The following is a 23,884-nucleotide window of genomic DNA, read 5'->3' as shown; positions in this document are numbered from 1 at the left end:
ATACGATTCCTTTTAATTTTAAAGTCTCTATCTAAGTTTTTTACAAATTATAAAACTTTCTTTTGAATCTTTTCTACTCGATTTAGGTTTAAAAACCTTAACTTCTTTAAAATATTTTTTACCTTCTGCGACTATTTCGTTGAAAGTTCCACCCATAAAGATTTTAGAAATAAAATAACCATTTTCATTCAATAAATCTTTTGCAAATACCATTGCTTCTTTACAAAGTTCTCCTGTTTGAATTGAATCAATATTTTTAATTCCTGTAGTATTTACAGCCATGTCTGACATGACAACATCCACTTTAGACGTTGTATTTTTTTTTATTTCTTCTTGAACTCCTTCTTCAGTGAAATCACCCTGTATTTGAAGACTAGAGCCAATTGGCTCCATCTTTTTTAAATCAATTGAAATTAATTTCCCATTTTTAGAAACTTTATTTGCATATTGAGACCAGCTTCCAGGGGCAGCTCCAATATCAATAACAGTTAATCCACCTTTAAAAATTTTAAATTTTTCGTCAATTTCTATAAGTTTGTATGCAGATCTCGCTCTATAACCATCAACTTTTGATTGTCTTACGTATGTATCTCTTCGCTGTTTGTTAACCCAATTTTTTGAAATTTTATTTTTTTTCAATTAATTTTCAAATCTTAAGCTTTTATTTAATTTCTTGCCATCAAGAGTTTTGATTTCTATTTTAATATCTTTATTTACTCTCATGTCTTGATTGTCTTTCCAAATGCCAGCAGCAAGATGCATTATTCCAATTTTGTAATTAGGTAAGTAAGGTTCAACAAAAGTATTATTTACCTCATCAAATTTTGGTAAAAGATTGCTTGTTATCCAATTACAATTTAAAGGTAAAAATTCTGTTTCAATATTGTCGTGATAAACAGAAATGTTCATTGCAAGTTGTTCAGAGCCAAAAATATCTCCACCTTTTAAAGTTTCTCTGAGATTATTTTGCCAAATTTCCCAAGATTTAGAATTTTTTTCTAAAGAAAAAACACCTATATTTATATGAGGTGCAAAAGCTAATTTCCTAGCTTTGTCCAAATTAATTTTAGAATTTACTGCATGTTTAAAATTTTGAGATTTAATTATTGCGAGTTTTCCAAAAACCCAATTTACTTTTGAGGTAATTTTATAACCTGGTCCAATAGTTTGGGTTATTCCCAATTTATTGTCATCACATGCTTTAAAATACAATTCTATTGTTTGCCAATCATTGACCCAAGCATCACAATCAATCCATAGATATTTTTCATAATTAGGAAAATATTTTGGGAGAAATGCCCTTGAAACTTGACTTTTTAACCACTCTCTTCCTTTAATTTTGCTTTCAGGAACTTTAATATCCCACTCTGCAGATTTAATTTCATCTACTTTAGATAATAATTTATTTTTTTGTTCTTCTGATAATCCAGCATCCAAAACACATATTGCAGTATCTTTGCTCGCTTCGAACTGTTTGATAGAGTCTATTAATTCATCTAATAAAGGGAAATAATTAGAGTCTGCTAAAGAAACAATGGTATTTTTTTTCATTACAATACATCTTCAAGATCGTCATCTTCATCGTCATAATTCTGACCTTCGTTTTGTTTTTTAAGTTTTTGATAATGAAAAAAGCTTATTGGAAGCATAGTTAAATAAATTAAAGCACTCACAGAAATCACATTAAAAGGGTATATTAATAATAGTCCAAAAAATAGAACAATTCCAAATAATAAGAAAATTGTTGCTTTTCTTTGAATTACAATTTTTTTAAATGAATAGCTTGGAAACTTACTAATCAATAAAAAAGAGGTGACGATAAAAAATAATGGTACAATAATCTGATAGTCTATTTTAAATAATTCAATACTAGACATACTAAAAATCAGTGGTGTTAATACTAAAATTCCGCCAGCTGGGGATGGGACACCCTCAAAAAAATTATCTCTCCAAGATGGTTCACCTCCTGTATTTACATTGAAACGTGCCAATCTTAATGCAACGCAAATTACATATATTAAACAAACTAACCATCCAAACCTTCCAAGTTCATTTAATTTCCAAAAATACATTATAAAAGCAGGAGCAACTCCAAAGCTTATCATATCAGTCAAAGAATCTAATTCTTTTCCAACTTTTGATGTGCCTTTGATCAATCTTGCTATTCTTCCATCTAGTCCATCAATTACAGCTGCTATAATTATTGCAATAATTGCAAACTCATATCTTCCATCTAAAGCAAATCTTATAGAAGTAAGACCAATACAAACACCTATAAGTGTCAACATGTTGGGTAAAATTACTCTAGCACTCCTCTTTTCAGGAACTATTTTAAAATTTTTTTTGGGTTGTTGCATATCTATCTTTTAGCTAATAGAGTTTCCCCTGAAATAGCAGTTTGACCAATTTTAACCAATGGTTCATAATTTTCATAATACACATCTGCTCTACTTCCAAATCTTATCATTCCAATTCTATCACCTTGGTTTAATGTTTGATCCTTATTAGTCTCACACACAATTCTTCTAGCGACTAAACCTGCTATTTGAACTATGACAATATCATTTCCATGATTGTCTTTTAATTTATAATAATTTCTCTCATTGTCTTCACTCGCTTTATCGAATGAAGCATTTAAAAACTTTCCTGGCTTATACAAAATATCTTCAACTTTTCCCGAACAAGGTGTTCTATTTACATGACAATCAAATACATTCATGAAAATACTAATCTTTTTAAATTTCTTGTTTTCTAAATTTAATTCTTTTGGTCCATCTGCCTCTTCAACTTTAATTACCTCTCCGTCCGCTGGACTTACTAGATAATTATCATCTCCTATGATTATTCTTTCAGGGTCTCTGAAGAAATAATAAACCCATATAGTTAATAACAATCCGATTAATCCTAAAAATCCATTTACTAATAGCAAGATGATTGTTATGAAACCTGCGATTACAATAAACTTGTAACCCTCTGTGTGTATCTTTGGAAATATCTTGGTAAACATATTCTTCTATTTGCTAATTTTCGATTAATATGTATATAAACCAATCAAATTCAATTAATAAGATAAATTTAATTTAATGAGCAAAATCAAGGTAAATAACCCAGTTGTCGAGTTAGATGGCGATGAAATGACTCGAATTATTTGGGAATTTATTAAAAATAAATTAATCCTTCCTTATATCGATCTAGGTATTGAATATTACGATCTTGGGATGAAAAGTAGAGACAATACTGATGACCAGATCACAATTGACTCAGCAAATGCAATCAAAAAAATTGGTGTTGGAATTAAATGTGCAACTATCACTCCTGATGAAGCAAGAGTAAAAGAATTTGATTTAAAAAAAATGTGGAGATCTCCAAATGGAACAATCAGAAACATTATTGGTGGGACAGTTTTTAGAGAACCTATAATTTGCAAAAATATTCCAAAGTTAGTTCCTTCATGGACAGATCCTGTAATTATTGGAAGACATGCTTTTGGTGATCAATATAGAGCAACTGATTTTAAAGTACCTGGTAAAGGTAAAATGGAAGTTAAATGGACTTCTGAAGATGGAAAAGAAGAAATAAAATATGAAGTTTTTAATTTCACTGGTCCTGGTGTAGCACTATCAATGTATAATTTAGACAAATCTATTCAAGACTTTGCAAAATCATGCTTTAGCTATGGATTAATTAAAAAGTGGCCAGTCTATATGTCTACAAAAAATACAATTCTAAAACAATACGATGGAAGATTTAAAGATATTTTCCAAGAAGTTTTTGACAACGAATACAAAGAAGAATTTGAAAAACATAAATTAACTTACGAACACAGATTAATTGATGACATGGTTGCATGTGCAATGAAATGGAGCGGGAAATATATCTGGGCTTGCAAAAATTATGATGGTGATGTCCAGTCTGATACTATGGCTCAAGGTTATGGATCACTAGGATTAATGACAAGTACTCTGTTAACTCCTGATGGAAAAGTGATGGAAGCTGAAGCTGCCCATGGAACTGTTACTAGACACTATAGAATGCATCAACAAGGAAAAGAAACTTCCACAAATCCTATTGCATCCATATTTGCATGGACAAGAGGATTGGCTCACAGAGGAAAATTAGATAACAACCAAGAATTAATTAAATTTGCTCAAACATTGGAAGCTGTATGCATAGAGTGTGTTGAAAATGGTTCGATGACAAAAGATTTGGCAATTCTTGTTGGACCAAATAGTAAGTTTTTAACTACTAATCAGTTTTTAGATGAAATTGATGGTAATCTTAAAAAGAAATTAAATTAAAGATTTAATTTTTTCAAAAGCATCATTTATTTTGGATTGGTCTTGACCACCTGCTTGAGCAAAGTCTTTTCTTCCACCACCTCCTTTACCTCCGATTACTTCTGAACCTGCTTTTACAAATTTTACTGCATCAAATTTGTCAGTTAATTTTTCAGTTACACCTACAGCAATACCGACTTTGTCATCTTTGCTTGCAAAAACAATTACAATACCTTCACCCAATTCTTTTTTGCCTTTATCTACAAGTTTTCTTAATTCTTTAGGTGGAAGATCTTCAACATTTTGAAATCTTACTTTGACCCCATTAACATCTTGATCATTAACTTTATTTTTGGATTGGTCTTGTAAAATTGAATTAACTGATAAAGTTTCCAATTGTTTATTTAAATTTTTGATTAAAACTTTTTTATCAGTTTCATCTAAATTAGGTTTTCCACCAAGTTCTGAGATTTGCTTACTTAATTCATTGATTTGTTCATCATCTTTTTCAGATGATAAGTTTAACATTTTCTCTTTATTTTTAAGATAATCATCTAACTGCTTATCTCTTAAAGCCTCTACTCTTCTAACTCCTGCGGCAATTGATGATTGGCTAATAATTTTAAATTTGCCAATATCACCAGTGTTTTTTACATGTGTTCCACCACATAACTCAGTTGAAAAGTATTTTTCTCCTTCATCCCCCATCGATAATACTCTTACTTCATCTCCATATTTCTCACCAAATAAAGCCAAAGCTCCATTATCAACTGCCTCTTTAGGTGTCATTATTCTTGTGGTTACATCTGATTGTTTAGAAATCATATCATTTACATGACTTTCTATTTTTACCATCTCATCATTTGAAATTGGCCTCATATGGCTAAAATCAAATCTTAACCTTTCTGGCTCAACAAGAGATCCCTTTTGAGTAACGTGCGGACCTAAAACTCGTCTTAAAGACTCATGTAATAAATGAGTTGCTGAATGATATGCTCTTGTATCATTTCTTTTCTCAATATTAATTTTCATTTCAACATCTTGCTCTAATTTTATTGAACCTTTTTTGACTTTTCCGTAATGAACAAATAGATCTCCCAATTTCTTTTGAACATCTGTTACTTCAAATTCAAATTCATCCTTAATAATCATTCCTGTGTCCCCAACTTGACCTCCAGATTCAGCATAAAATGGAGTTTGATTAACAACAATGATACCCTCATCTCCAGCATTTAAAGTATCAACCTCTCTATGGTTTTTAAGAAGAGATTTTATCACTCCTTGTGCTTGATCATTTTCATACCCTAAAAATTCTGTAGCTCCATGTTTTTCTTTTACACCATACCAAACTTGCTCAACTGCACTATCTCCAGATCCTTTCCAATTTTTTCTTGCGAGCTCAATACTCTCTCTCATCAACTCGCCAAATCTTTCTTTATCAAATTCTAAAGATTTTGATTTTAAAATATCTTCTGTAAGATCAATCGGAAAACCATAAGTTTCATAAAGTTTAAAGGCAATGTCACCTGGTAAAACTTTATCTATTTTAGAAATTTCATCATTTAAAATTTTAATTCCTCTATCTAAAAGAACTAAAAATTTCTCTTCTTCCATCTTTAAAGTTTCTTTAATCAAAGACTCTGCTCTTTTTAGTTCAGGATAATTTCCTGACATTTCATTTAATAGGGTATCAAACAATTTTGAAAATACTGGATCCTTGGCTCCTAATAAATGAGAGTGTCTCATCCCTCTTCTCATAATTCTTCGAAGCACATACCCTCTTCCTTCATTAGATGGCAATACTCCTTCAGCAATTAAAAATGAACTGGCTCTTAAGTGATCAGCAATAACTCTAAAACTAGATAAATTAGATTTATCTGATTTAATTTTAATTATATCCGAAGCTGAATTAATTATTTTTTTAAAATGATCTGTTTCATAATTATCATGAGTGCCTTGTAGCAAAGCAGCAATCCTCTCTAAACCCATCCCTGTATCAACAGATGGTTTTGGAAGATTTATTCTTTTATCTTTTGTAACTTGTTCAAATTGCATGAAGACTAAGTTCCAAATTTCAATAAATCTGTCTCCATCTTCATCTTTAGTGCCAGGTAATCCTCCATGTAAATGATCACCATGATCAAAAAAGATTTCTGAACAAGGTCCACATGGTCCTGTCTCTCCCATTGACCAAAAATTATCAGAAGTTGCTATTCTAATTATTCTATCGTCGCTAAAACCTGCTATTTTCTTCCAAAAATTGAAGGCTTCATCATCTTCATGAAATACAGTTACATAAAGTCTATTTTTGTCTATTCCAAAATCTTTGGTAATTAAATTCCATGCATAATCAATTGCTTGCTCTTTAAAATAGTCCCCAAATGAAAAGTTTCCTAACATCTCAAAGAAAGTATGGTGTCGAGGTGTGTAACCTACATTTTCTAAATCATTATGTTTTCCACCTGCTCTTACACATTTTTGTGAAGTAGCTGCTCTTACATAATCTCTTTTTTCTAAACCTGTGAATACGTTCTTAAATTGAACCATTCCAGAGTTAGCAAACATCAATGTTGGATCATTATTTGGAACCAAATTACTAGATTCTACAATCTGATGATCATTCTTTTCAAAATACTTTAGGAAAGTATTTCTAATTTCATTGAGAGATTTGTCTGCCATATTTTTAAAATACAGCTTTTTTATTTTATGTCTAGATGCAGTACGGGAAAAAAGGCGCTTAAATTAAGCGCCTTTTATTAATAAAGATGACCTATTAATTCTTTTTAGATGGAGGAGTAGCTTCAGCTTTTGCTTCTTCTTCTTTTTCAGCTACTTTCTTTTCTTTTTCCAATTTTTCAGGATCTATCGGGTTTCCTTCTATTTTTTTAGAGATAACACCAGCTTTTTCCCTGATTGCCATTTCTATTTCTGCGGCAACTTTAGGATTTTGAGCTAGATAAGTCTTAGCATTCTCTCTACCTTGACCAATCTTCTCTCCTTTATAAGCATACCATGCTCCTGATTTTTCAATAATATCTGCTTTGGAACCAAGATCAACTAATTCACCCATCTTGCTAATTCCTCTTCCGTACATCAAATCAAATTCAACTACTTTAAATGGCGGAGCTACTTTATTTTTAACTACCTTCACTCTTGTAGAGTTACCAATAATTTCATCTTTGTCTTTGATGGCACCAATTCTTCTAATGTCCATTCTAACAGACGAATAAAACTTAAGTGCATTACCACCTGATGTAGTTTCAGGACTTCCAAACATAACTCCAATTTTCATTCTAATTTGGTTAATGAAAATCATCATTGTGTTTGTATTTGAAATTGAACTTGTTAATTTTCTTAAAGCCTGACTCATTAATCTTGATTGAAGACCAACATGGTGATCTCCCATCTCTCCCTCGATCTCAGCTTTTGGTGTTAAGGCTGCAACAGAGTCGATTACAATAACTGAAATAGAGCCTGATTTTACTAGCGTATCAGCAATTTCTAATGCTTGTTCACCAGCATCTGGCTGTGAGATTAAAAGTTCTTCAGTATTTACACCTAATTTTTTTGCATAAACTGGATCTAAAGCATGCTCTGCATCAACGAATGCACAAATTCCACCTGCTTTTTGAGCCTCAGCAACAACTTGTAATGCTAACGTTGTTTTTCCAGATGATTCTGGTCCATATACTTCAATAATTCTTCCTTTTGGTAATCCGCCTATACCTAAAGCTAAATCAAGACTTAAAGAACCTGTTGAAACAGACTCAATATCCATAGCTCTCTTTTGGCCAAGCTTCATCACAGAGCCTTTTCCAAAATTATCTGTAATTTGAGCTATTGCAGCATCTAATGCTTTGTTCTTTTCTTTAATATCCATTTCTTGATCTTTAGTAGATTTAACTACTTTTAGGTTACTTTTCGTCATTTTTTGCCTCTTTTTTTACGTTTTTTAACAGTCGAATCATGATTTAAATGTACACATTTTGTTCTCATTGGCAAGATCTTTGTTTTTAATGAGTAAAAAAGACTGAATTACTTAAGATTTAAATAGTCGCTATTTAAAAGACCTACTGATTTTAAGACTCTGTATTGAGCTAATAAGTAGCTTCTTTCAGCTTCAGCAAGATTAATTTTTGCATTTATTAAGTTTGATCTAGATTGAAGAACATCAAAAGTAGATCTTCCAGATCCGCTTTCATATTCAAAGCTAATTCCTTCAGTTGCAACTTCTGACGCTTTAACCTGTGATTGCACAGCTTGTAAAAAACTCCTTGAAGACTGTAAAGTTGACCAAGATGAAGTCACTGACTGCGTATTATTTTTTTGCGCATTCTCTAGTAATAATCTCTTCATACCTTTTGCTTGAAGATTTTTGCTTACATTAGATTTATTTTTTCCACCAAATTGAAAAGGCCAAGACACTGTTGCTTGTAAGACATCTTTTTCTCTTTCATCATAAGTTGCACTTAAATCATCGGTATAAGTTCTCTCTAATGAAATTTTTGCTGTTGGTGAAAGATCAGATCTTGCAATTTTTACATCTAGTTCTGATTGTCCGTATTCTATTTCAGCAATAATTAATTCAGGACTTTTCTCTAAAGATATTTTTTTAGCTTCACTTAAATTTTTAGGGATTGTTACTTGCGCGTTATATATTTTTTTCAATTTTGCTTCTTCAGCAATAGTGCCAATTACATTTTCATAATTTAATCTACTAGTTACAATATTATTTTGAGCTTCAATATATCTTGCTTGTGCACCTGCAAGAGAAGATTGGGATTGTGCTAAATCAGATGCTGTGATTTGCCCCCTACTTAATCTTGCATTATCTAATTCAAATTGTCTTTGAAGTAAGTTTACGTTTTCTTCATTAATATTTAATTTTTCATAAGCTAAAATTAATCCTGTATATGCTTCAATAGCTCTTAAGAAAATTTCTTGTTCTTTTTTAATTAATTTTGCTTCTGTTAAATTTAATCCTAACTTACTTTTTTCATATGCTGTTTTTCTTCCACTACCATCAAGTAATGTTTGTTCAAGTTTAATTGAGGAAGTCGTTGTATCAGTATCAGTAATTGATGCATCTCCACCACTTTGATTTGTAAGTTTATTAGTATCTTCAAAGTTTTTTGTACTAGAAAGAGTTAAGTTAGGTAACAAATCACTTCTAGACATGTTGATTACTTCTTGTTGAATTTCTAAATTTTTTCTTTCTGCTTGAAGCTCAAGATTATTATCAAAAGTTTGTTTAAGCGCTTCCTTTAAAGTTGCTGAAAATGCACTTAACGGAAAAACGAATGCACAAAAGATAATTATTAGAAACTTTTTCATTTATTATATTTTATTGTCTTAATTTGATGGTTGCTATTTAAATTTAAGATAATTGTAGAATATTTTGGTGCAAATTTAAACATGTTCTGTGTAATTCTTTGGTAAGTTTGCATAAAGTTAATAACGTCTCCCTTACTCATTATTTTATGACTAGATTTATTTTTAGTATTTAACCACAACTTATGCTCTTGTTTAAGTCTCCATTTCTGAAGCAAACTGAAGTTTTTTGCTTTTAAATAAATCAGACAATTCAATTGAGAATATAGTTTTTTGTATTTTGTCTTTAGTTGCTCGTTTACATATTTTCTCCAAGTAAGATTTTGATCTTTAGTTCTTTCAAGGGAATTAATTGACTTTTTAAGTGTTTTATTAACTTCAGCTCTTGCACCAACACACCACCCCTCAAATATAATTACATCTGGTTGCTCTTTAACATTGTACCAACTTTTTTTAGGTGATCGATCATCAACTGCCTTGTTAAAACTAGGTAACTTTATTGATTTAAAGTTTTTACTTTTTGATTTTTTAAAGAAATCCAACATAATTTTTGCATCATGCGTTCCAGGTACTCCTCGTGTCATCAACATAGGATGGACTTTATTGGATAAAATAGATCTCTCTTTTCTTGTTTTATAAAAATCATCAATAGAAATTTTAAATACTTTTAATTTAAAATATTTTTCTAATATTATTTTTATAATTGAACTAATTGTTGTTTTACCAGTTCCTTGTCCTCCTGCTAAACCAACAAAGTAAGGTTTTTTACTATTAGCTTTTTTTGCAATCCAAAAACATACTGGAATTAGAAAAGATTTTAACATCTTATCTTTGTTGCTAAATTTTTCTTTTGAAGTTTCTTGAGACTTAATAAATTTTAGACAATCACTTTTAACTTTTTTAAAACACTCAGCAGTAGATTGCATTAAACTTTTATTTTTCTTGATCCATTGGATGGTTAAGACCATCAAATTGAGCTATCTCTTTTATATCTTCAACTTTAACTTCATCAACACAACCTAAATTAAATCCAGTCATAGCTGGTGCACTTCTTGGATTGTGATGAGTGTAAATTCCACACTCAGTGCAAAAATAATGCTTAGCAACTTTTGTATGATATTGATAAAGTTTTATTTTATCCTCGCCTTTTGTAAGTTTAAAATCTTCGTTTTTAACCATACCCATTGTTGCATTTTTTCTTTTGCAAATTGAACAATTACATCTGACAATCTTTGCTAATTCATTAACCGTAGAATTAATTTCAGCTTCTACAGATCCACAATGACAACTTAGTTTCATATATCTCCTTAATTTAAGTTAAAATACTTTTTGCTGCAATCTTATTTCCATCTAAATCACGAACGTATGCATAGTAATTTCCATCTTTTCTAACACCCGGTCCACCTTCATCTGTTGCTCCTTTTGATATTGCAACTTCATAAAATTTATCCACTGCTTCTTTTGTGTCAGCTAATAAAGTAGTTTGTGAACCATTTCCAAAAGTTGCAGGTTCACCATTTACAGGATGGGTTACATAAAATTGAACTTTATCTGGATCATTTGAATGAGCATAACCCAAATACTTTTCTGTTTTTAAAATTCTTTTTAATTTCAAAGGTTCAAAAACAGCATCATAAAAATCACCTGATTTTTGGTGATCATTAGAACCAACCATGACAAAATCTAAAACGTTCATAATCAAACTCAGAATTTATATATTTAAATAACCAACTTAAACTATCTATGGTTGAAGTTATCCACAAGTCCACAATATGTGGATTAGATGTTCACGTTTTGATTCACTTTTGATTCAGTTACAGACTCAAAATACAACCTATTGAGTGTATTCCATAAATAGTCTATAAAGTAGAACAAAACAAGAACATGAAACTAACAATCCCATATTATCTACATAAAGCAGGTGCTGGTTTTCCTTCTCCTGCAACAGATTATATCGAAGAAGATATCGATCTAAACATGCATTTAATAAGAAATGTTCCGGCAACTTTCATCATCAGAGTTCAAGGTAAATCCATGGTTGATGTTGGTATTAATGATGGAGATTTATTGGTCGTTGATAAAAGTTTAAAACCAAAAAACTTTTCAACTGTGATTGCAAATGTTCATGATGAACTTGTAGTTAAAACTTTAGTTCAGGAAAGAGATAAAAAATTTTTAACTTCTGGATCTAAAGAGTTTTCTGACAGAATTTTAATTAATGAAGAACAAGATGTTTTTATTTGGGGAGTAGTTACTTATGTCATCCACTCAGTATACTAAAAAAATAGCACTCGTTGATTGTAATTCTTTTTATGTTTCTTGTGAAAGATTATTCAATCCTAAAATAAGAAAAAAACCAGTTGTCGTTTTATCTAATAATGATGGCTGTATTATTTCAAGATCTAACGAAGCAAAAGCTTTAGGAATTAAAATGGGAGAACCTTATTTTAAAGCAAAAGATATTATTGTTAAAAATAATGTAAATGTTTTTTCATCAAATTATTCTTTATATGGAGATTTATCGAGAAGAGTAATGCGTACCCTTAAAAGATTTAATTCTGAAATAGAAGTTTATTCAATTGATGAAGCCTTTTTAGATTTATCAAATTTTAAAGATCAAGATGTAGAAAAAGTTGGAAAAGAAATTAGAGAAACAGTTTTACAATGGACTGGTATTCCAACAAGTATTGGGATCGCAAAAACAAAAACGTTAAGTAAAGTTGCAAATCATATTGCAAAGAAAAAACAATCAGGGGTTACAAGTTTAATTGGAATAGATAATTTAGATCCTATTTTAGAAAAAGTTGAAATTAATGATGTCTGGGGTGTTGGCAGACAACTTACTAAGTTTTATCAAAAGCATAGAATTTATAATGCGAAGCAACTTAAAAATAAATCTAATACATGGATTAAGAAAAGTTCCAATGTTTTAAGTTCAAGAACAGCAATGGAACTTAGAGGGATTCCTTGTATTGATTTAGAAACAACTACTACCAAAAGAAAGAGTTGTGTGGTTTCAAGATCATTTGGAAAGAGAATTGAAACGTTTCAAGAATTAAAAGAAGCAGTTGCAAACTATTGCTTAAATGCATCTGAAAAAATTAGATCAGAATCTTTAGTTGCAAAAGCAATCACTGTATTTGTAAGAACAAGTCCTTTTCATAGAAACTTTGGTTATTATTCAAATGCAAAGACAGTTGATTTTCCTATTGCAACAAACAACAGTATTGAAACAGTTAAAACTGCAGTTTCAATATTGGAGAGTATTTTTAAAAATGGTTATCGTTATCAAAAAGCAGGTGTGATGCTTACGGGGCTATCTAATGCTAGTGATAAAACAAATTTATTTACTTCTGAAAAGGATGAAAAGATAAATAGTTTAATGAAATCAATTGATAATACTAATCATCGGTATGGAAGATCTACTTTAAGTGTTGCAAGTGCTGGGGTTCATAAAAAGTGGAATATGAGAAGACAATATTCTTCTAAAATTGATACAGCTGATTTCTATTGTTTACCAACGATTAGAGCTTAATTTGATATAAGCATTGGATGTAATGTAAAAACTCGAGAAGGCTCAGATTTAATCTTAGGTAGATATTTGTTGTTATAAGTTTCGTTGTATTTTTTAACAACAATGTCTGAATTTTTATAATCTGGAAATTTACTTACATAAACCATCAAATAAGTTGAGGATTTTACAAAACTTGTTGAGGGTTTTTCAATAGAACCCCATCGATCACCTGCTCCTGGACATGAAATTGCATATTTTTGATTTGTTTTTGATGGATCCATTATCCCCTGAATTACAAAATCTGCTCCATTGTGTAAACTTCTGCCATCAACTTCATAATTAAATAAATCTTTACCTGTTGCATCTTTTAATAAGGATGCCATCATTAAGAGATATCCATAGCTATCAGAATTATATTTTAAACCCATGCCGCTTCTTTGAGTATCAATAGGAAAACTACCGTCTGGTCTCATATCATTAACGGCAAGCTTAACAACATCAATCGAATGTTGGATTGCTTTCAAGTCATTGATCATCAATCCCCAAATCATAGTAATATAGGAAGTTAAATAAGCTTTATTATCTTGCCTATCCTTCCATCTACTTTTTGCAACTTTCTTTACTAAATTATTTAACCAAGGTCCTAAAATTCTTCTCTCTTCTGTATCTAGCTTATCAGCAATAACAGCTGTTGTTGTTAAGATTGAATTTATTAAAACCATCATTTGCCAATCGACAGGTTTTTTTCCCCACGAAACATTAATACCTTTTCTCAAAGCATCTTTTTTTGCCCAATCTAATAAAACTGTTTTGATTTTATCGATGTTTTCTTCTTTATTGCCAGCTCTTCCTACATATGCTGCCTCTTGAAAATACTTCATTGCAAAATTAGCTTCTGCTACTTCTTCACCATAATTTTCATCTAATTTTATTATTTCTAGGGGCTTTGGTGCTCTAATTAAGCCTATCTTATGTTTATCTTCATCAGACAGTTTGTAAAATGGAGTAATCCATTCATTTTTAATGAAATAATCTTCTTTTTGTTTTGTTAGTTTATAACCAAAACCTTCACCATAGGTTGGGTGTTCAAAACATTCCTTTGCTTTTTTATGGACGTTCCACAGAGCTTTAGTTTTACTTTTAGATAAAACTTTTTTTGGTTTTGAGGTTAAATCAAGATCATTATAGCTATTTAAATTTTTTGAATAACTAGTGTTAGTTAAAATGAGCAAAACAAAAACAACTAAAATTTTTTTCATTTTGAATATTTTATATTAATTTTTAAATATTAAATCTATTTTACAAAAGTATCATTAAATTGATTAGATACTCTTACAAAAGTTGTACATTTACTTAATTGTTTAAGTGATGGTGCACCTACATAAGTACAACTACTTCTAACGCCACCTAGAATATTTAAAACAGTATCGTTTATTTTGCCTCTATATTTAACTCTAACTTTTCTTCCTTCACTGCTTCTGTAATCTGCTAATCCACCATAATGCTTTTTATTAGCTACTTCTGAGCTTGATCCATAAAATTCAATATATTTAGATCCATTTACTTTTACTATTTTTCCTTTTCCTTCATCATGACCTGCCAACATTCCACCTAACATTACAAAATCTGCACCACCTCCAAAACCTTTTGCAACATCACCAGGACAAGTACATCCTCCATCTGCAATGACATGTGCGCCTAATCCATGAGCTGCATCTGCACATTCTATTACAGCACTTAATTGTGGATACCCTACTCCAGTTTGAATTCTAGTTGTACAAACACTTCCAGGTCCTATCCCAACTTTTACAATATCTGCGCCACTAAGAACTAATTCTTGGGTCATATCTGCAGTAACAACATTTCCTGCAATAATAGTTTTGGTTGGGTATTTTTCTCTCACTGATTTGATAAAGTTTGTGAAATGCTCTGAGTAACCATTTGCTACATCAATACAAATAAATTTGAAAAAACTAAATTCCTTTAAAACCTTATCTAAGTTTTGAAAGTCCTCTTTTTTAATACCAACACTAAGTGCAATGTTTGGATAGATTTTTTTAATATTTTTATTTTGTTTTATTTTTTTTACATCATGTTGCTTTGTTAAACATGTAATCATTTGATGATCATTTAATTTTTCAGCTATACTTAATTCACCAACACCATCCATGTTGGCTGCCATAATAGGAATACCTGACCACTCGTTTTTACTATATTTAAATCTGTAGGTTCTAAGAAGATTAACGTCTTTTCGACTTTTTAATGTACTTCTCTTAGGTCTAAATAAGACATCAGAGTAATCTAGCTTAAGCTCTTCTTCTATTCTCATAAATCAAAATGCTATTATTTCTTAGATACTATTTCAATTCAAAATAGACCCTGTGGATAAGTTTTAAGGATTAGTTTCAGATAATTTTTATTTAATTTTACCTAATTGCTTCTGTCTCATTATAATTATAAGTCCACTTATAACAATCATTACAGCACCTAGATAAGTATTATATTCTGGTGTCTCATTGAAAAAGAAGTATCCATATAAAATTCCCCAAAGTATTGCTGTGTATCTAAAAGTTGATGTAACAGAAACCAATGCAGCTTTAATTGTTAGTACTGAGAAAATATAACCAAAAGATAAAAAGAAAGCCGAAATAATTAAGATAATACTTTGTTCTAAGTTAAATGAATAAAATTTATAAACAGAAAGAACTCCAAAAAATATTGTAACTACCAAACAAGTAATAAACGCTATTTGAAGACTATTGTGTCCAGTTTTTATATTTTTAGTTACCAAATCTCTTATTGATAAAAAGATTGCAGAAAGAAGTGGAAATATAAAGTAATAACCAAATTTTAATTCAGCTGGATTAATGACTATTACAACACCTGTAAAACCTATTATAACTGCGCTCCATCTTTTCCATCTAACTTTTTCATTTAAAAATAATGCTCCAAAAGTTGTCATTATTATTGGGGCCAAACTCAATAAAATATAAACCATTGCAAAAGGTAATTTTGCAACCCCTATAAAAAACCCAACAGCAGCTAATGCTTCTAAAATTCCTCTTATAGTTAGTTTGTTAGAAGAAAATATTATTCTTAAATTAAATTGGTTTTTAATACTTAAAAATATTCCTATAAATATTAGACAACAAATTCCTCTTAAAAAAATAATCTGATTTAAAACTGCCAATTCATCAAAGCTTTGGTAAATATGTTTAACTAATGCATCATTGGTTGCAAAAGAAAATTGCGCAATAACCATGTAAACGATACCAAGTAATTCATTATTTAATTTTTTTTCAGGCATGAGCGTGCCTATATACATTTTAATTAAAAAAATCTAAGAGTAATTTATTAAGCTTTAAAAAGCTTATCGGATAAGTTGTCTAATTTATCACCCCAGAAAACATCTTTTTGAATTCTTTCAAACTCAACATCAAACACTGTAGACATAGCAGATGCATATACTGATCTTGCATCAATTGTTGAATTTAAATCTCTTCCTTCAAATAATTCTTTTTTCTTTAAGCCAGGCCAATCAGCATGAACTTGGGCTTTCTTAACCAATCCACCAGCTAAAAAGATTGCAGAACCATAGCCATGCTCAGTTCCATTACTACTGTTTTGTTTTATTGTCCTTCCAAATTCTGTAAGTGTAACAATTAGGGTATTATCAAAAGCATCTTTTGACATAGATTGTTTAAGACCTTTTAATATTCTGTCATAATCTGAAAGACAATCAGCATGTGCACCATTTGTTGCTCCTTGCGCAGCATGAGTATCAAATCCATCAATTTCAAATACAGCTACTCTTGGACCATTAGATTTTGAAAGCTCTTCTCCTGCGTTTGCAGCAAGAGACCAATTTTTTCTGCTTCCTGTGTTTTTTAAATCTCTTGTCATAACAATTTTTAAATTTTCACTTAATAGTTTTTCATCATATTCTTTGAAAGCTTGTTCAATTAAACCTAATGTAGCATTACTTGGCAATCTATCACCAACAGGATAATAATTATTATTCATTGGCACACCTCTAATTAACAAAGGCATTGGTAGTGCAAGAGCTAAACCATTTCCCGTAAGTCCAGCAATATTCATTCCTCTTCCAAGCCATCCCGTTTTTTCTTGATATGGAATTTTTCCACCTGTTTCCATTAAATTTTGACCATCAAAATGTGATCTTCCAGTATATGGAATATTTGTTGCGTGCACTGCAGCTCCTAAATTTTGATCATACAATTGTTTAAATGTTTCAAGAGCTGGATGTAAATCAAAGTCACTTGTTAGCTGTAAAGTTCTATCAAGATTTATTTTACTTCTAAGTTTTTCAAAATTTTTATCCCCTTTAATTGGTAATGCGCATAATCCATCCATACCACCACGCAACATAATGACTACCAAATTTTTTTTAGAAGCATTATTTGCTAATGTTGGTGAACCAAAACCTGCAAAATATAAAGAAGTTAGAGCAGTTGCTTTTAAAAAATCTCGTCTATTTATCTTCATGCTTTTAAAAACTCCGGGTGGTTGAATAATAAAACATTTCTCTCACTTTTTCTGTGAACCATATTTTTGTACATATAGTCTAGAATTTTGTCAGGATTATCAAAGTTTTTGTTAACTATATTATAATAAAAATCATTATTATCATTTTCAGGCTTGGTAAATGAGTAACTCCTATCAGCAAACACCAACCTTCTAATTAATAATTCTGGAGACATCCAGTCATCTGAGTGATCTGACCATCCATTAGGTTGTTTTGCTCTATATGGATGATGACCAAGATTGTTTAATAATCTTTCTGGCATTCTTTGTTTTCTTGTTGGTTTGGTACCTAATTCATATGAGTCCATTAATTCTGGTGATGGTGGCCATTGCAAATCTCCAATTTTTGCAACTTGAATCAACCAATTTTCAGGGGTCTGAAATTTTTTATATTTATCATTATATTCAAAGGCAACCTTTATAGCTGCTTTATGTATTTCAGGAATATGTCCATCTGATTTTTTAAATGCATCAATTATTGGCTGCTTCATCTCTTTTGTTGGCTCGTCTGTTATTAAATATCTACACAGTCTTTCAGCAACAAAATCTCTACAGTTAGGATGATTTACTAAATCTTTAATTACAGCAGCTAATGCTTTTTTACCTTTTTTATATTCTTTGCCTAAAACATTTTTTTTGCCTCGTTGATGATATTCAGAATTAAACCAAACATTTGCTGTCTCTAATTTTTTTTTACTCCACCTCTGTTGCCAACCTGTCATAATATAAGCTAATTGAATGACATCTTCCTGAGTGTAACCAGCTTTAGGGGAAACTGTATGAAGTTCCATAAGTTCTCTCGCATGATTTTCATTAATTGTTGCTGGTTCCTTCTTTCTTCTTCTCCAATCTTCACTAGCAGTAACACTTTTTGGACCTGCACTTTCACTGTTATCTAAGTGGTGTATCATTGCCCAAGAAAGAGTTACATCATAAACCATTTTTTCAAAAGACTGGTTTAAGTTCGGCCAAATAATTTCTCTTTGATAAGGACCTGTTGAATAATTTGCTAAAAAATCTTTTTCACTGATAGCAAAGAAGTTACCCCAAAACATCCATAGTTTTGTCAGGACTGGATTGCTACCATTAATTGCCTCGTTGTGTCTTATGGAAATATCTAAAGATTCCCAAAACTTCTGTCCTGTATCATGTCTCAATTGATCTTTATGAGTTTTATATAGATTTTTATTATCTTTATATTTTATTCTTAATACTTTCCTGTCTCCATAAACCCAATCTCTATAATGACCTCTAAGTTCTTTTTCTGAAAGAATTTTTCCGTTCCATGAAAATTCTGGAATTTCATCTACCTGATTTAATGCCCAATTTAATGGATCTGAAGGAACTTCTTCATTGGGTCCTATTCCAAAAGCAACTTTTCTAAAAAAGTTTTTCATTATCAATAATATAAATAAATTACTTTATTTTATCAATATCGTGGATGTTTGTTAAAGAATTATTCAATTCTTCAATATTTTCTCTTAAAGCTAAACTAGAAATTGAATAAATCATTATTAATAACAAAACTAAAGGCAGTGATGTTACGATTGACGCATTACTTTTGATTAACAAAATATAAAAAACAATAAATAAAGCTGAACGAATTAAAACTGTTTTTCTAAAAACACTTATTATTGAAAGAGAGTGTTTTAATAATTTAAAAAAACTCATCTGAGATGGGCCAAAATATCTTTTTCCCCTAATTGATGGAGAAGAAATTAAATCTTTTTCAATTTTTTTTAATGATCCTGAAAAACTATTCCATGTAGATTTTTCATCTAACATTTTTTTAATAGTTGCTTTTGAAAGACAGGTAAAATTACCAAATTTAATTGATTGCCCAGTAAATGCTAAGGTTAAAAATTTGTGAAATTGGTAACACAATTTAAAAAACATACTTTCTGATCTTTTAACCCTTTCACCAATTATAGATCTGTCTCCAGCTTCCTTTGATAATTCAATAAAATTTTTAATTTCTTCAGGTCTATCTTCGCCGTCTCCATCCATAGGAATTACATAATCAAATTCTTTTTTTTCATAGATATATTTCAAACCAGAAGCAATACATCTTGCATGACCTCTGTTTTCTTTCATGTTGATGATTTCAATTGAATGAAAATTTTCAATGTTTGGATATTCATCAATAATTTGTTGTGAAGAGGCATCATTAATTACCACTAATGATATTTCAGAATTTAAATCTTTTATCTCATGATTAATATTTTCAATTAATAGCTTCAAAGACTCGCGGTCATTATAAACAGGTACTAAAATAACATATTTCATAGATTATCTGGATCCAACGCAGATACTATCAAGACACATATAATCTTTCAATTGATCAAGTTTCTCTCTTTGAACTATGCCTTCCCAAACTGGTCTAGATTTTAAATGATAAGATAAATTGCCTGCATTCCACTCATCTCCAAGAACAACATTGATGGTTGAGCTAAATTGTTGATCCCAAGCATATTGAGTTTTCATTGCAATTTCTTTTCCTGGATAGTCTGTTCTTTTGTTATCTTTTGATACTGAAACATAAGCGTACAAAACAGGTGATAAAAAGAAAAAGAATAAAAATCCAATCATAAAAGGTTTTATTTTTTTTAAATTTATTTGTGATTGAAATAAATAAACAATTAACGTTCCAAAGAATAAATAAAATGGTGTCATCCACATTGTTCTGATTTTTGATCCTGTAATCAAAGAAGTTAAAAACATCAAAGCAATCGGTAAAATATTGATTGCTAACAAAAATAATAAATTTTTATCTTTGAAATTTATTTTGAATTTAATTTTTTTAACCAATAACAACGTTAAAATTATAAATGGAATTAATATACCAATTTGTTTTCCTAAAAATATTAATGGAAATTTGATGTGATCAATAAAACTTGATTCCTCTAAACCTGTTCTTGCAAGTCCATAAGTAATTGTAATGAATTCATTATTGTTTAACCAAATTAAGTGAGGAACTAAAGCAACTATAAATACCTCTATTATAATCAAATATTTAAAATCAAACTTTCTTTCTTTCTTTAAAATCAAATAAATAAATAAAAGTGCAATAGATAACAATAAGTAAATAAATAAATATTTTGATAAAAATCCTAATGCACCAAACAAACCTATTAAAAAACAATCCCAAAACTTAATATTTTTACCACTATAAACTTTCCAAGAATAATATGCTGTTAATGACCAAAAAGGTAATTGGCATACATTTACGTTAAACTCAGGTGTAGTAAAATTATAAAAATAAATCGTTTCAATTAATAAAACTGAAATTAAACCAAAAAATTTGTTTTTAAGTATTTCGTTCGAAAGTTTAAAAACATAAAAAAAAGAAATAATTACAAAAATTTGGCTTAGTAAGTAATAAGCCCAATCCTGTGAACCAAAAATTTGAAAAAAAACTTCTGGAAAAAAAGCACTCATAGGAGGATGCTTATTAAAACCCCAATCTAAATTACTTCCCCAAGCTAAAGCTTCAATTGTATCTAAGGGTAAATTGTGATTTGTAAGGGTTGGAATCAAGGTCCAGAAAATTAGATGGGATGTCACAAAAATATAAAAAAGATTATCTATATTTTTATTATTAATGGTCATTAAGTAAATATTTATAACAATTCAGCTTGCTTGACACCCCTATTTTGCTGAATATACTTCGGCAATTCAAAATTAAGCGATGCCTAAAACTACTAAAGTAAAGAAAAAAGTTTCTAAACCAAAAGCTAAAGTTGTAAGTAAGCCAAAGAAAACTGTGGCTTCTCCAGCTAAAAAAGTACCAATAAAAATTTCGAAAACTTACGTTCCTAAAGAAACTGAAAAATATATGTGCGAAAAACATAAAGTATTTTTTAGAATGAGATTAAATGAATGGAAGAAAGAATTAATTAAATCAAACAATGAAGCGCTATACAATGGAAGTATGGATGACAACAATATTTCAGCAGACCTTGTTGATCAGGCAAGTTCATATATTGATAAAAATGTAGAGATGAAAGCAATTAACAGACAAATTAAATTAATTTCAGAAATCGATAAAGCTTTAAGAAGAATTATGGACGATACATATGGGTATTGTTTAGATACAGCTGAACCAATTGGGTTAAAAAGATTAATGGCAAGACCTGTTGCAAAATACACTATCGCTGCACAAGAAAAGCATGAAAAAGAAGAAAAAGTTCATGTGGATGATTAATTAAATCTTTGGAATTTTTGCCTCTTTATCCATAAAGGCATATCCTTTTATAACTGCCTCACGTTCAGAAATTCCTTTATACCATCTAGATAAGTTTTGATAATTTTTTAATCCAATATCATGCCACTCATGTCTTGCTAACCAGGGCCAGGTTGCAATATCAGCTATAGTGTAATTATCTCCAGCTAAAAATTTAGATACTTTTAATCTTGTATCTAATTCCCCATAAATTCTTTTAGCAATTTTAAAATATCTTTTTTCACCAAATTCACTTTTTCCAGGATTATAATGATGAAACTGGTGATGCTGACCAATCATTGGACCTACAGTTCCCATCTGAGCCATCAACCATTGATTAATTACTAATCGATCTTTTTCATCATATAACTTTCCACTTTTTTCACCTAAGTACATCAGTATTGCACCGGATTCGAAAATACTTTTATTATTTTCGTGATCTGTGATTACAGGAATTTTACCAAATGGACTTATCTTTAAAAAATCTGGATTAAATTGTTCATCATTTCCTATGTCAATCTTGGTTACTTTGTATTCATAACCAATTTCTTCCAGCATAATACCTATCTTCCAACCATTTGGAGTATTAGCAGAAAATAATTCTATCATTTTTTTACACCAAGTCTCTCTTGAGCAGCCTTTGATGTAGTAGTGAATTCAAATCTTAATTTTTCATCTGGTCTTGCGTACTTAAAACAACCTCTTGCAGCAAGAGCTCCTTCATGAAAACCCGAAAGAATTAATTTTAATTTACCTGGATAAGAACAAATATCGCCTATTGCAAATATACCATCGACATTTGTCTCAAAGTTTTCAGTGTTTACTTCGACTGTTTTTTTGTCAATGTTAAGACCCCAATTTAAAATTGGACCAAGCTGCATAATTAATCCAAAAAAACCAAGAACATAATCGGATTGTAATTCTTTAATTTCTCCTTCATCATGTTTTATTTTCACAGAACTAATTTGATTATCTCCACTAACAGATTCCATTTGATATTTAGTGTACAAATTTAATTTTCCCTGATCGTTTAATTCTTTTACTTTTTGAACACTAGATTCAGCTCCACTAAATCCATCACGTCTATGAATTAAATTTACTTTAGATGTATTTGATAATTCAATTGCCCAGTCTAGAGCTGAGTCTCCTCCACCAAATATTGAGATGGTTTTGTCTTTAAAAATTGTTTTATCTTTAATTGAATAAAATAAAGAAGATCCTTCAAATTTTTCACATTCTTTTACTGGAAATTTTCTAGGCTCAAAAGATCCAACTCCGCCAGCAATAATAATTGCAGCTACATCAAATTCTTGGTTTCCGCTTGTTTTGACATGCCAACGATTTTCATTTTTTTTGAGTTCTTCTACTCTTTCATTTAAATGAAATTTTACATTAAAAGGTTTTATCTGTTGTAAAAGATTATTTGTTAATTCTTCTCCAGTACATTCTGGTACAGCTGGAATATCATAAATAGGTTTATCAGGATAAAGTTCGATACACTGCCCTCCAGCTTTGTCTAGATTATCTACGATTTCACATTGAAGTCCTATAATTCCAAGTTGATGAGCGCAGAACAAACCAGTTGGTCCTGCTCCAATAATTAACACATCTGTTTTATTCATCTAAGCTTGCTTTTCTGGAATAGTAACTTCTAATCCATCTAATTCATCTGAAACTATTAATTGGCAACTTAATCTACTATTTTGTTTTGGTTCATATGCCATATCCAACATATCTTCTTCACCATCTTCTTTTGCTGGAAGTTTATCTAACCAATCTTCTTTAACATAAACATGACAAGTAGCACAGGCCATGCCACCTCCACAGTCAGCATCTATCCCTGGAATATCATTCTGAACAGCACCTTCCATCACTGTTAATCCATTTTGAACATCAATGGTGTGAGTTTTGCTATCGTGTGTGTGGTAAGTAATTTTTGCCATGCTTTATATATAGGTTTTTATCTAAATTGAGCAAGTAAGTAAAAACATACTT

General features: G+C 30.2%; 24 protein-coding genes. 4 read left to right on the top strand and 20 right to left on the bottom strand.

Translation table 11 applies throughout. The features are described from left to right. Positions 1–27 precede the first annotated feature (27 nt). The 4 genes from ACTTBE_RS07580 to ACTTBE_RS07565 are packed head-to-tail and all read right to left on the bottom strand — an operon-like array spanning position 28 to position 3,007. A complete protein-coding gene (locus ACTTBE_RS07580; RefSeq protein ID WP_440677814.1) occupies positions 28–639 on the bottom strand; it encodes an RlmE family RNA methyltransferase in 612 nt (203 codons plus the stop codon). Continuing rightward, the gene (locus ACTTBE_RS07575; RefSeq protein WP_440677813.1) at positions 640–1,551 is read right to left on the bottom strand and encodes a glycosyltransferase; all 912 of its coding nucleotides are present in this window, start codon (positions 1,549–1,551) and stop codon (positions 640–642) included. It lies immediately after the preceding gene. Next, positions 1,551–2,357, bottom strand: a complete 807-nt coding sequence (gene pssA / locus ACTTBE_RS07570; RefSeq protein ID WP_440677812.1) for a CDP-diacylglycerol--serine O-phosphatidyltransferase — start codon at positions 2,355–2,357, stop codon at positions 1,551–1,553. Before pssA ends, ACTTBE_RS07575 begins: the two co-directional genes overlap by 1 nt. 2 nt (positions 2,358–2,359) lie before the next feature. Further along, positions 2,360–3,007: a phosphatidylserine decarboxylase gene (locus ACTTBE_RS07565; RefSeq protein WP_440677811.1), complete on the bottom strand. Its 648-nt coding sequence runs from the start codon at positions 3,005–3,007 to the stop codon at positions 2,360–2,362. A 76-nt stretch (positions 3,008–3,083) separates the two neighbouring features. On the opposite strand from ACTTBE_RS07565, the gene ACTTBE_RS07560 reads away from it, so the two are divergent. After that, complete coding sequence (locus ACTTBE_RS07560) at positions 3,084–4,298, top strand: NADP-dependent isocitrate dehydrogenase (RefSeq protein ID WP_440677810.1); 1,215 nt, start codon at positions 3,084–3,086, stop codon at positions 4,296–4,298. On the opposite strand, the gene alaS is transcribed toward ACTTBE_RS07560, so the two are convergent. The 6 genes from alaS to ACTTBE_RS07530 form a co-directional block, all read right to left on the bottom strand. Continuing rightward, entirely contained in the window at positions 4,290–6,956 is a 2,667-nt protein-coding gene (alaS, locus tag ACTTBE_RS07555) for an alanine--tRNA ligase (RefSeq protein ID WP_440677809.1), read from the bottom strand. The two genes, ACTTBE_RS07560 and alaS, sit on opposite strands and share 9 nt — an antisense overlap. Positions 6,957–7,050: 94 nt before the next feature. After that, a complete protein-coding gene (gene recA / locus ACTTBE_RS07550; protein ID WP_440613910.1) occupies positions 7,051–8,205 on the bottom strand; it encodes a recombinase RecA in 1,155 nt (384 codons plus the stop codon). A gap of 107 nt (positions 8,206–8,312) precedes the next feature. Next, on the bottom strand, positions 8,313–9,611 hold the full coding sequence (locus ACTTBE_RS07545; RefSeq protein WP_440677808.1) for a TolC family protein: 1,299 nt from the start codon (positions 9,609–9,611) through the stop codon (positions 8,313–8,315). Further along, positions 9,608–10,576: a uridine kinase gene (locus ACTTBE_RS07540; RefSeq protein ID WP_440677807.1), complete on the bottom strand. Its 969-nt coding sequence runs from the start codon at positions 10,574–10,576 to the stop codon at positions 9,608–9,610. The genes ACTTBE_RS07545 and ACTTBE_RS07540 overlap by 4 nt, the downstream gene beginning before the upstream one ends. Then, positions 10,542–10,907, bottom strand: coding sequence for a GFA family protein (locus tag ACTTBE_RS07535; RefSeq protein WP_262589637.1), 366 nt, complete (start codon positions 10,905–10,907; stop codon positions 10,542–10,544). The genes ACTTBE_RS07540 and ACTTBE_RS07535 overlap by 35 nt, the downstream gene beginning before the upstream one ends. A gap of 13 nt (positions 10,908–10,920) precedes the next feature. Then, positions 10,921–11,304, bottom strand: coding sequence for a VOC family protein (locus ACTTBE_RS07530; RefSeq protein WP_440677806.1), 384 nt, complete (start codon positions 11,302–11,304; stop codon positions 10,921–10,923). 188 nt (positions 11,305–11,492) lie between these two features. On the opposite strand from ACTTBE_RS07530, the gene ACTTBE_RS07525 reads away from it, so the two are divergent. Together ACTTBE_RS07525 and ACTTBE_RS07520 are read left to right on the top strand one after the other, a co-directional pair. Then, on the top strand, positions 11,493–11,888 hold the full coding sequence (locus ACTTBE_RS07525) for a LexA family protein (RefSeq protein ID WP_075506508.1): 396 nt from the start codon (positions 11,493–11,495) through the stop codon (positions 11,886–11,888). Continuing rightward, entirely contained in the window at positions 11,866–13,143 is a 1,278-nt protein-coding gene (locus ACTTBE_RS07520; RefSeq protein ID WP_440677805.1) for a Y-family DNA polymerase, read from the top strand. Before ACTTBE_RS07525 ends, ACTTBE_RS07520 begins: the two co-directional genes overlap by 23 nt. Here the strand turns inward: ACTTBE_RS07520 and ACTTBE_RS07515 are convergent. The 7 genes from ACTTBE_RS07515 to ACTTBE_RS07485 form a co-directional block, all read right to left on the bottom strand. Next, entirely contained in the window at positions 13,140–14,381 is a 1,242-nt protein-coding gene (locus ACTTBE_RS07515; protein ID WP_440677804.1) for an alginate lyase family protein, read from the bottom strand. The genes ACTTBE_RS07520 and ACTTBE_RS07515 overlap by 4 nt on opposite strands. A 35-nt stretch (positions 14,382–14,416) precedes the next feature. Further along, positions 14,417–15,451: a GMP reductase gene (locus ACTTBE_RS07510; protein WP_440613904.1), complete on the bottom strand. Its 1,035-nt coding sequence runs from the start codon at positions 15,449–15,451 to the stop codon at positions 14,417–14,419. A gap of 87 nt (positions 15,452–15,538) precedes the next feature. Beyond that, on the bottom strand, positions 15,539–16,429 hold the full coding sequence (locus ACTTBE_RS07505; RefSeq protein WP_440677803.1) for a DMT family transporter: 891 nt from the start codon (positions 16,427–16,429) through the stop codon (positions 15,539–15,541). A 47-nt stretch (positions 16,430–16,476) separates the two neighbouring features. Next, entirely contained in the window at positions 16,477–17,628 is a 1,152-nt protein-coding gene (locus tag ACTTBE_RS07500; RefSeq protein WP_440677802.1) for a DUF1501 domain-containing protein, read from the bottom strand. Further along, the gene (locus ACTTBE_RS07495; RefSeq protein WP_440677801.1) at positions 17,625–19,064 is read right to left on the bottom strand and encodes a DUF1800 family protein; all 1,440 of its coding nucleotides are present in this window, start codon (positions 19,062–19,064) and stop codon (positions 17,625–17,627) included. Before ACTTBE_RS07495 ends, ACTTBE_RS07500 begins: the two co-directional genes overlap by 4 nt. A gap of 19 nt (positions 19,065–19,083) precedes the next feature. Further along, entirely contained in the window at positions 19,084–19,953 is an 870-nt protein-coding gene (locus tag ACTTBE_RS07490) for a glycosyltransferase family 2 protein (RefSeq protein ID WP_440677800.1), read from the bottom strand. Between the two features lie 3 nt (positions 19,954–19,956). Further along, the gene (locus ACTTBE_RS07485; protein WP_440677799.1) at positions 19,957–21,276 is read right to left on the bottom strand and encodes a glycosyltransferase family 39 protein; all 1,320 of its coding nucleotides are present in this window, start codon (positions 21,274–21,276) and stop codon (positions 19,957–19,959) included. A gap of 79 nt (positions 21,277–21,355) precedes the next feature. On the opposite strand from ACTTBE_RS07485, the gene ACTTBE_RS07480 reads away from it, so the two are divergent. Beyond that, positions 21,356–21,871, top strand: a complete 516-nt coding sequence (locus ACTTBE_RS07480; protein ID WP_440677798.1) for a TraR/DksA family transcriptional regulator — start codon at positions 21,356–21,358, stop codon at positions 21,869–21,871. On the opposite strand, the gene ACTTBE_RS07475 is transcribed toward ACTTBE_RS07480, so the two are convergent. From ACTTBE_RS07475 to ACTTBE_RS07465, 3 genes are read right to left on the bottom strand one after another with little or no spacing between them, the layout of a single operon-like run. Further along, on the bottom strand, positions 21,872–22,498 hold the full coding sequence (locus tag ACTTBE_RS07475; RefSeq protein ID WP_440677797.1) for a glutathione S-transferase family protein: 627 nt from the start codon (positions 22,496–22,498) through the stop codon (positions 21,872–21,874). Further along, positions 22,495–23,511 carry an NAD(P)/FAD-dependent oxidoreductase gene (locus tag ACTTBE_RS07470; protein WP_440677796.1) on the bottom strand — a complete coding sequence of 339 codons (1,017 nt, stop codon included), beginning with the start codon at positions 23,509–23,511 and terminating at the stop codon, positions 22,495–22,497. The genes ACTTBE_RS07475 and ACTTBE_RS07470 overlap by 4 nt, the downstream gene beginning before the upstream one ends. Continuing rightward, the gene (locus tag ACTTBE_RS07465; RefSeq protein WP_440656306.1) at positions 23,512–23,832 is read right to left on the bottom strand and encodes a 2Fe-2S iron-sulfur cluster-binding protein; all 321 of its coding nucleotides are present in this window, start codon (positions 23,830–23,832) and stop codon (positions 23,512–23,514) included. It lies immediately after the preceding gene. Positions 23,833–23,884 lie beyond the last annotated feature (52 nt).

The sequence above is a fragment of the Candidatus Pelagibacter sp. HIMB1587 genome (assembly GCF_052047775.1).
Classification (GTDB): domain Bacteria; phylum Pseudomonadota; class Alphaproteobacteria; order Pelagibacterales; family Pelagibacteraceae; genus Pelagibacter.
This window is presented reverse-complemented; position numbering and strand designations above follow the sequence as displayed.